The organism is Coleofasciculus sp. G3-WIS-01 (assembly GCF_040223135.1).
Classification (GTDB): domain Bacteria; phylum Cyanobacteriota; class Cyanobacteriia; order Cyanobacteriales; family Coleofasciculaceae; genus Coleofasciculus.
The window spans coordinates 1-8097 of the sequence record NZ_JAVJZI010000223.1 but is presented as its reverse complement, the minus strand read 5'-3'; the positions used below and the strand labels follow the sequence as shown (position 1 = coordinate 8097).

Genomic DNA, 8097 nt, shown 5'->3' with positions numbered 1-8097 from the left:
ATGAATATTCGGGATGACTATATTCTCTCTACTACTCCAAGTGGGTCGGTAGAGCAGGCGTCAGTCAATGCGCCGTATGTTTCGACCAGAGATTCTGGTTAGTTACAAGCTGCGTGGGCTTGTCCCCGCAGCAGTTGACTGCCATCTCTATTTTTATCGGATTCAGCGAGAAGAACCAAACTATACTCATAGGAGTTAGTTTGGTCAACGAGTTTAGCGATAGTTTTCTTAGATCACCAATCGAGCCGCAAAAAGGTAGGAGCAAGACATGTCCTGCCCCTACTGATGGTGGGTAAAATCGATTGCGCTATTTTAGCTTATTTGACCTTGGCGACTGCTATAATTACGGTTGTGCCGAAGGTAAGGGTACATTAACAGGAGTTTTCTGAGATGCCAGTGACTCGCCCACCAGATTGCTAAGTCCCGCCGCATTCAAAAGCTTAACCCACTGATTCGTCACTTCTGAATCACTTGGATAGTTGCGGCGCAGTTCAATGAGCTGTGCTAGAGCATCCTGCCAAAGTTCTTCCTCAGCATAGAGTTCCACTTTCTTTATCGGTGATGCCTGTGCTAACTGAGTTTCTAGGGTAGGATCGAGTGCTACCCGTCTCACCCATCCTTCAACCACCAAATCATTAGAGCGTTCGTCTTGGGGTGGGCATAGAATTGAGAAAGACCAACGATAATCCTCACCCACCGCCAAGGGTAATAAGCTAACGTCGTGAGGTAGATTCAATGTGATTATGCCTGAGTTGCCGTTAGTCCGGAACTGGCTTTGATAAACCAGATTTCCCTCGCTATCCTCCAGAACAAACTCAACGGGTAAGGTTGTGCTGGGAGCAGGTGAGGCGGGTAGGTAAACAAAAAAGCTAGGATAAGCCGCAACGGTTGTACTAAAGCGATCGCTAGGGATTAAAGCCGTTAAGGGTTTCCCTACAACAGGGCAATTGTCCCCAGAACCTCGGGTTGCCCCTCCTTCAACACGACTCGGTGCGCCGATTCCTCTGGGGGGTTGGTATTTATTGGTTGTCCAGGTTTGGGGTATTCCTTGAGCCTGGAGAATTTGGGGGCTGTGGATCAGGGCAAAGCTTACGGCAAATAGCCCTAGTTTTACCCCCACAGCCAGAGACAATCGGCAAAAACGATGTCGCATTGATACCATGACGGTGACTCAGTAATTAGTTCTGATTGGTTCTTGCCTTCTGAGCTACTGGTTCTTCGACAATTTGCTCTAGTCCTACTGAACTGAGCAGTCGGCTCCATGCCGCCTTTAAAGTGGGATCATTGGGGCTTTGGCGACGCAGTTCCACTAAGGTATTCAACGTTTCATACCACAGTCGTTCCTTGGCGTACATAGCCACTCGCTGTTCCGGCGTTGCTTGTTGGATACGGCGTGCCAAATTGGGATCGGGTTGCACACGCTCGAATGCGCCATCGACATAGACATAACTAGAGGGATCATCGGGAATGCATATTAGTGTTAACTGCCACTTATATTGCTGACCGATCTCTGGGGGAAGAACACTACTTTCTAAGTTAGGCAACGTTAAGCTCATGATACCGGGGGCACCAACAACGTATTGCTGTTCGTTTCCCTCAGAATCTTTTCCGGTGTAATGGTCGAAGGCGTACTTGGTCGAGTAAATTTCCTGATTATTGGCATCCCGCACCTTCAACTCTACCCCCCAACCTGTGTTTTCCGGTAGATACCAGGAGAGAGTAGGATACTCTGCTATTGTTTGTCCAACCCCAGACTTAGGAACCAATGCGATCGGACCTCGACCTAGCGTAGGGTCAGTAATACAAGGTCCTCTTGTACCACCACCATCTCTATTACGTGCAATACCTTGACCTGAACTGCTAGGCGGAGTGAATTCCCATTCGGTGGGGATTTCGCGGCTGAGGGGTGAACCTCCTAACTGTGCTTGTACCCCGGTGGGGATATTAGCTACAAGTCCTAGGGTTAACGCTAAAGCTACTACAGTAAAACGGGATGAACGAGTAAACCAAGCCATAATAATTTAGAACTCCTACTTAATCAGAGTCTTGCAAAGTTTTGGAACAATATGTCTAAGCAGACACTTAACCTTCCTACAAAGGGGGTGATAATTGCAGAATTTTCAGGTTTTTACTTAAATGATTTGCCTGAATATTTCTATTTTAGCGTGAGATAGGGAGTGAACTGACACCCAGAATTCCCCTCTTATCTGAATCTTTATATTAATTTTTCCCTATCTTGATATTGATTGTTTTATTCAACCGAACTATCTCCTGAGTTGGACAACGATTCAGGTAAAGTGGCACTCCTGTTTGGATTCAATTGCTCAGAAAGACTTTGTAAGCCAACTGAGTACAATAACTTGTTCCATGCGGCTTGCACGTTGCGATCATTGGGAAAATCCCGATGGAGTTCTACCAATGTCTCTAACGTGTCATACCAGAGCAATTCCTGGGCATAGAGGGCTACTCGTTCTTGGGGAGTTGCCTGTTGAATCCGCATTGTTATCGTTGGACTCGGTTCAACCCGCTGAATCCCACCACCCACTACAATATCGGCTGAACGCTCCTTAGGGTTGCAAACCAGTACTAATTGCCAGTAATATAGCTGATTCGCTTTCAGGGGAGCAAGATTGGCAGAGGTGGGAATCTCTAGGCTCATAATTCTGGGCTTATTTGTCTCCCCTGTCACCGACGGCTTCAAGGAATACTTAACCCGGTAAATTTCTTCATCACTAGCGTTCCGGAGTACAAATTCAACTGCCGATGCAGTTGTTGGTGGCATATACCAGAATAATTTGGGATATTCTGCCAAGGTTTTGCCGATCAACGATTCTGGAACTAAGGCTATTAGTGATTGATTATGCGGGGTACACTCTGGACCTCGCGTTCCACCAGCTTCTCGATTCACAGGAATCTGATCGGGCGTTGAACCTTCTGGAGTTCTGAAGCCCCACTGATCCGGTAGTTGAGCACCCAAAGAGGTAGTTCTAACCTGGATTGGCACTTGAGCGACTAGATTAGTCGCTAGCCCTAGTGTCAACGCGATGGTTAAAAATGTTAGGTTTGATAAGCGGGTGAAACAAGTCATAATTCAGATATACACTCGTAGAACCGAGTCCTTAGTATATAGATGTTATAGCAGAAGCCAATGTTCCAGACTTGGGTTAGTTTCTGTGAAACATTATCAGTTGGCTGGGTCACTCAAGCATCTACCTTTAGGGGACTGTTGCTGAATTAGGAGTTTGTCGTCAGCACCGCCAGCGCGGCTAGCACGCTTTGAGTCCGACGATGAACCTTGGTTATGCCAGTACCCTTGTTCTAGATTGTTAATATTTTAACTTTAGACATAGGCAATTCCGGAACTTTGTTTCCACTCTTATCTAAATCTTCATCACTCTTAAAGCCGATTCCTGATTTCTCTGCCTTTATCCCCTGAAAAATTAAATTCTTTGTAAAGATATAAAATCTTCTTTATCTTTTATCTTCTGTCTTGTCTCCTTCAAGTGGGGAAGAGGGGATGGGAAATGGGTGAACCGGCAAATTCTTCCTTGTCTCCCCCGCACCTGGAGCGCTTGGAGCACCCCTGCACCCAGAAGCGGTGATCACAAACTTCTGTCGTCCTGCTTGATTAATGTGCTACTTTCCCTGACAAAGGGTTGGGCAATTATATCTAGCCCTACAGACTTGAGCAGTTTGTTCCAAGCTGTAATCACAGCCGGATCGTTGGGGCGATCGCGCCGGAGTTTAACCAAAATCTCTAATGCCTCGTACCAAAGTCGTTCCTTTGCATAAAGTACCACACGTTCCTCAGGTGGTGCTTGCTGTAAGCGACGGGCTAGGGTAGGGTCAATTGACACTCGCTCGATTGTGCCTGCCATATAAACATCACCGGATGGATCATTGGGATTACAGATTACTCTGACAATCCAGTCATACTCCTGACCCACTTTCAGGGGCAGAGAGCTACCATCTAGTCTTGGTAGAGTTAAACTGAGTATGCCTGGAGTGCCCACCACCAATTGTGCGTTTGTACCCTGATAATTTTTTGGGGTGTAACGGGCAAAGGCGTACTTGGTCGAGTAAATTTCCTGATTATCACTATCTGTTAGCTTAAACTCCATGCCCCAAGCCCTCGTTTGGGGTAGATACCAAAAAATAGTGGGATACTCCGCAATTGTCTGTCCCATACCAGATGCTGGTACTAAGGCGACGGGATAACTGCTTAGGCAACCCGCAAACGGTAAATTGCTGCTATCTGGTAGACTTGAATCACCAGAATTAGGCAGTGGCGCGGATTCCCATTGATCAGGTAACTGAGAACTGATGGAGGTATTGCTCAACTGCGCTTGTATCCGAACGGGCTGTTTCAGGCTGAACCCCACCGTTACAACTATTGTTACTAAAGCGGTTATGGCAACTTTGTGTGGGGAAAAACGGATGAATTTAAGCATACATAAAAAGCTACTATTGTCAATAAAACTATTGAATGAAAACTATCCAAAATAGCTAACCCATGTTCAAACCTGTTTAGGCACATTTAGAATATTGCAGATGCAAGCCCGGAGCATCCGCCTTCAGGAGTGGGGTATTAACAAAACCTGAGTAGAGATTTCGAGACTTAAATCTAAATCTTGATATAGACTGAGCATGATTCCTAATCCTGATTCCTCTGTGTCACCTAAATTGAAACCTTTTGGCATCATTCGACCCATTGGGGCAGCTGCCCTACAGGGTATTGCTTTTTGGGGAGAAAAATTGATGGCAATTGATGCCACAAGTGGCTATCTGTTGCAAATTGACCCCCAAACTGACAATACCAAAATTTTGAATTCATCGCCGGAGCTAAATTTTGCCGATGCGACGGGTTTAGCCATCGTGGGGGATACGCTGTGGTTGACCTCGAAAGAGAGAGTGTACTATTGCCAACTCGGCGGCGAGCTGCAGCTTCAGCATTTCCTGACATTGCCCTACACCGCCAATGGTGTCGCACTTAAGGACTCGACAGTCTATATCACCTGTCAAAAAATGGGATATATTCTGATTTACAGTCGGGATACCGGGCAGGAGATTACCCGCTTATATGCCCCAGGAATTGGCATGGAGAACATTACGGTACGGGATGAAGAACTTTGGGTTTCGGATCAGGAAGAACAGACGGTTTACTGTCTTGATCGCGCCACCGGAAACATTATCTTCAGCGTTCTGACTCCCTTTGAGAATCCCACAGGTTTAACGTTCTACCGAGATCCCCACACCAATCAGGAGATTCTTTATATCGCCTATGCTAGCGTTGAACCCTACATCCGTGATAACCCCAACGCTCAACCCAACCACGAATTACAATATCGCGATCGCACCTTTATTCATCCCCTCTACTTTCACTATAATGCCGAGGAACGCTATGCCCTCTCCAATGGCTATTTAATTGAAATGTCTTACGTTGAGGAACTATCCCCTCTAGAGGACGTAGCCCTGCAGGACCTAGAATGGCGCATCGCCTTACCCTCAGAAACCTTACGCCAAAAAATCCGCGCCATTGAACCCATTGGGATTCCCTTCACCGAAGAAATCCAAGACAATCAACGTGTGGCGGTGTTTAAATTCGATACCCTCGCCCCCGGAGAACGGCATTTATTTGGCTGGAAGGCGCTTCTAGAAGTCTGGAGTATCAAATATCGCATGACTCCCAGAGATTTAGAAGATCTACCAGAGTTGCCACTCGAATACAAATCCCGCTACTTGGTGGATGATGACGAATTAGCCATGGATAGCGAAATCATCCGCCGCGCCGCCCGTGAAGCTGTAGGTCGGGAAACGAATTTATTGCGACAAATGTATAGTATTCGCAATTATGTCTATGACCAACTCGCTTACGGAATCAAACCTCATATCGATACCCCAGATGTCGTTTTAGCGCGAGGGATTGGTTCCTGCGGGGAGTATCTCGGTGTTTTGTTAGCCCTATCCCGTCTCAATGGGATTGCTTGTCGTACCGTTGGTCGTTACAAATGTCCCGCCCATGCTGATCAACGAGACATTCCCTTACAACCTGATTTTAATCATGTTTGGATGGAATTTTACCTACCAGGATTTGGTTGGGTTCCCATGGAATCTAATCCAGACGACACCCGCGAAGGTGGACCTTACCCCACTCGGTTTTTTATGGGACTGGCTTGGTATCATGTAGAAATTGGCAAAGGAATTACGTTTGAAACCCTGACCAGTAAAGGCGTTCCGCTTAATAAGGAAGAGGTTTCTATTGGGGATCTGGCGATTAATCATGTCCGATTCAAAATCCTCGAAGAATTACCGCCTCTGGGGGGATAGTTTTCAGGTATGTAGGGGCGGGTTTCACGATTATCGTTTTGAGTTCACAACAGATGTAACTCGCGCCCGCCCCGACTTAACCTTCGCTGCGCTATTCGGACATGGTTTTGACGCCCTGTTTTTTGACGAATGACAAAAGACAAATGACAAAGGACGAATATGGAAGTTATTCCAGCTATTGATTTACTCGAAGGTCGCTGTGTACGGTTATACCAAGGCGACTATGGGCGATCGCAAGTTTATAGTGAAAACCCGGTGGAGGTGGCTAAACAATGGGTTGACCAAGGGGCAAGTCGGTTACATCTGGTTGATTTAGATGGGGCGAAAGCGGGTCATCCTGTTAATACTAAGACGATAGAAGCCATTGTCCAAGCGGTATCGGTTCCCGTAGAAGTCGGGGGAGGATTGCGCGATAAGGAAGGTGTCAGCCAACTGCTTTCTCTCGGCGTTCAGTACGCGATTTTGGGAACGGCGGCGGTTGAAGATCATCCCTTAGTCCAACACCTGTGTTCTGAATTTCCCGATCGCATTATTGTTGGTATCGATGCGCGAAATGGACAGGTAGCCACAAGGGGATGGCTAGAAACCTCAGAAGTTACTGCGACTCAACTGGCACAGCAAATGGCTGATTTGGGTGTATCGGCAATTATTTATACAGACATTCAGCGGGATGGTACACTCACAGGACCCAACCGCGACGCCCTGCGAGAATTAGCTAGTCATGTCTCGATTCCAGTTATTGCTTCTGGGGGTGTGAGTTCAATTACGGATTTATTGAGTTTGTTGGCATTGGAACCCTTAGGCGTGATCGGTGCGATCGTGGGTCGCGCCTTGTATACTGGTGATGTTTCCCTCAAAGAAGCCATTCAAGCCGTGGGACAAGGACGCCTTCAGGATATTCCCCCAGATTTAGGATCGTCTTCATTGGCATAAATTAACAGATGGGACGCTGACCTAGGGGAACAGCATGAACATATTCGCTACCTGAGGCGGGCCATCCTCGGCGATAAGAGGCTTCTTCTGGCTTGCCCCAGCCAAGCTGGAGGATGATTTCCAGAATCTGAGAGTTCCGATAATGTAACAGGTTAACCCATTCCGTCCTCGATGCGATCGCGTCCACATCCTCAGGCTGAATTTGGCGATAGTCTTTGCCGAGACGGATGCTGAGGTACAAGTCCATACCCGGAGTAACCTGTTGCCAAAACTCCAAGATCGAATCTTTGGCAGCTTTGATCATCTCTATGTCATGGGTTAATGCCACTAACTGATCATCAACAGCCGGATATCGCAGTGTTTTTCCTTTGAGGGTTAACTGTCGCCAAACAATACCCGAAACCTGATGTTGTCGCTGGTAGTGGTGAACCGCCGCTTTAAAATCTCGATAGGCACTAAATTTTTGAATGCCGTCAGATTTGAGAAATAGGTCAATCACAGGATTTCCCGATGCTGAAGCGGCTAGATTCAGGCGCTGACCATTCATACAGGCGCGACGTTCCTCTGCCAAGATTTGGATCAGTTCCTCGGTGCTGTAAACCCGTGACATCAGATGTGCGATTGAGCGGATTGACGTACTCCCCCATCTGAAGAAGGGGGATTCTTAACGGATGTTACGAGGCGGACTGAAGTCGTGCCTCTCTACCCTTGTTCTTGCTTCTCGAACTCTTAACTAGACGGTTTCCCGTCCCCGTCAGACCGTCTCCACAAGCATTTTCTTTAATGTCCAAGATGCGTCCCACCTCAGACAGTCCACGATTGCGGACAATTTGTGCT

General features: G+C 47.1%; 7 protein-coding genes. 2 read left to right on the top strand and 5 right to left on the bottom strand.

The features are described from left to right. Window positions 1-343 precede the first annotated feature (343 nt). The 4 genes from RIM23_RS22865 to RIM23_RS22850 all read right to left on the bottom strand — a co-directional run bounded on the left by RIM23_RS22865 (window position 344) and on the right by RIM23_RS22850 (window position 4451). The gene (locus RIM23_RS22865; RefSeq protein WP_446369615.1) at window positions 344-1162 is read right to left on the bottom strand and encodes a DUF928 domain-containing protein; all 819 of its coding nucleotides are present in this window, start codon (window positions 1160-1162) and stop codon (window positions 344-346) included. Between the two features lie 16 nt (window positions 1163-1178). Further along, window positions 1179-2015, bottom strand: coding sequence for a DUF928 domain-containing protein (locus tag RIM23_RS22860; protein ID WP_446369613.1), 837 nt, complete (start codon window positions 2013-2015; stop codon window positions 1179-1181). Window positions 2016-2251: 236 nt separating this feature from the next. Beyond that, window positions 2252-3088 carry a DUF928 domain-containing protein gene (locus tag RIM23_RS22855; RefSeq protein WP_446369611.1) on the bottom strand — a complete coding sequence of 279 codons (837 nt, stop codon included), beginning with the start codon at window positions 3086-3088 and terminating at the stop codon, window positions 2252-2254. Window positions 3089-3602: 514 nt separating this feature from the next. Further along, entirely contained in the window at window positions 3603-4451 is an 849-nt protein-coding gene (locus tag RIM23_RS22850) for a DUF928 domain-containing protein (protein ID WP_446369609.1), read from the bottom strand. Window positions 4452-4647: 196 nt separating this feature from the next. On the opposite strand from RIM23_RS22850, the gene RIM23_RS22845 reads away from it, so the two are divergent. Further along, window positions 4648-6327 carry a transglutaminase domain-containing protein gene (locus RIM23_RS22845; protein WP_446369607.1) on the top strand — a complete coding sequence of 560 codons (1680 nt, stop codon included), beginning with the start codon at window positions 4648-4650 and terminating at the stop codon, window positions 6325-6327. A gap of 159 nt (window positions 6328-6486) precedes the next feature. Then, window positions 6487-7260, top strand: a complete 774-nt coding sequence (gene hisA, locus RIM23_RS22840; RefSeq protein ID WP_446369605.1) for a 1-(5-phosphoribosyl)-5-[(5-phosphoribosylamino)methylideneamino]imidazole-4-carboxamide isomerase — start codon at window positions 6487-6489, stop codon at window positions 7258-7260. A 1-nt stretch (window position 7261) separates the two neighbouring features. Here hisA and RIM23_RS22835 read toward each other — a convergent pair whose 3' ends face one another. Beyond that, window positions 7262-7870, bottom strand: a complete 609-nt coding sequence (locus RIM23_RS22835) for a hypothetical protein (protein ID WP_446369604.1) — start codon at window positions 7868-7870, stop codon at window positions 7262-7264. Window positions 7871-8097 lie beyond the last annotated feature (227 nt).

Coding starts and splice junctions, on each gene's coding strand:
- RIM23_RS22850 (WP_446369609.1), bottom strand. CDS start 4,451: ATGCTTAAATTCATCCGTTTTTCCCCACACAAAGTTGCCATAACCGCT.
- hisA (WP_446369605.1), top strand. CDS start 6,487: ATGGAAGTTATTCCAGCTATTGATTTACTCGAAGGTCGCTGTGTACGG.
- RIM23_RS22845 (WP_446369607.1), top strand. CDS start 4,648: ATGATTCCTAATCCTGATTCCTCTGTGTCACCTAAATTGAAACCTTTT.
- RIM23_RS22860 (WP_446369613.1), bottom strand. CDS start 2,015: ATGGCTTGGTTTACTCGTTCATCCCGTTTTACTGTAGTAGCTTTAGCG.
- RIM23_RS22865 (WP_446369615.1), bottom strand. CDS start 1,162: ATGGTATCAATGCGACATCGTTTTTGCCGATTGTCTCTGGCTGTGGGG.
- RIM23_RS22855 (WP_446369611.1), bottom strand. CDS start 3,088: ATGACTTGTTTCACCCGCTTATCAAACCTAACATTTTTAACCATCGCG.
- RIM23_RS22835 (WP_446369604.1), bottom strand. CDS start 7,870: ATGTCACGGGTTTACAGCACCGAGGAACTGATCCAAATCTTGGCAGAG.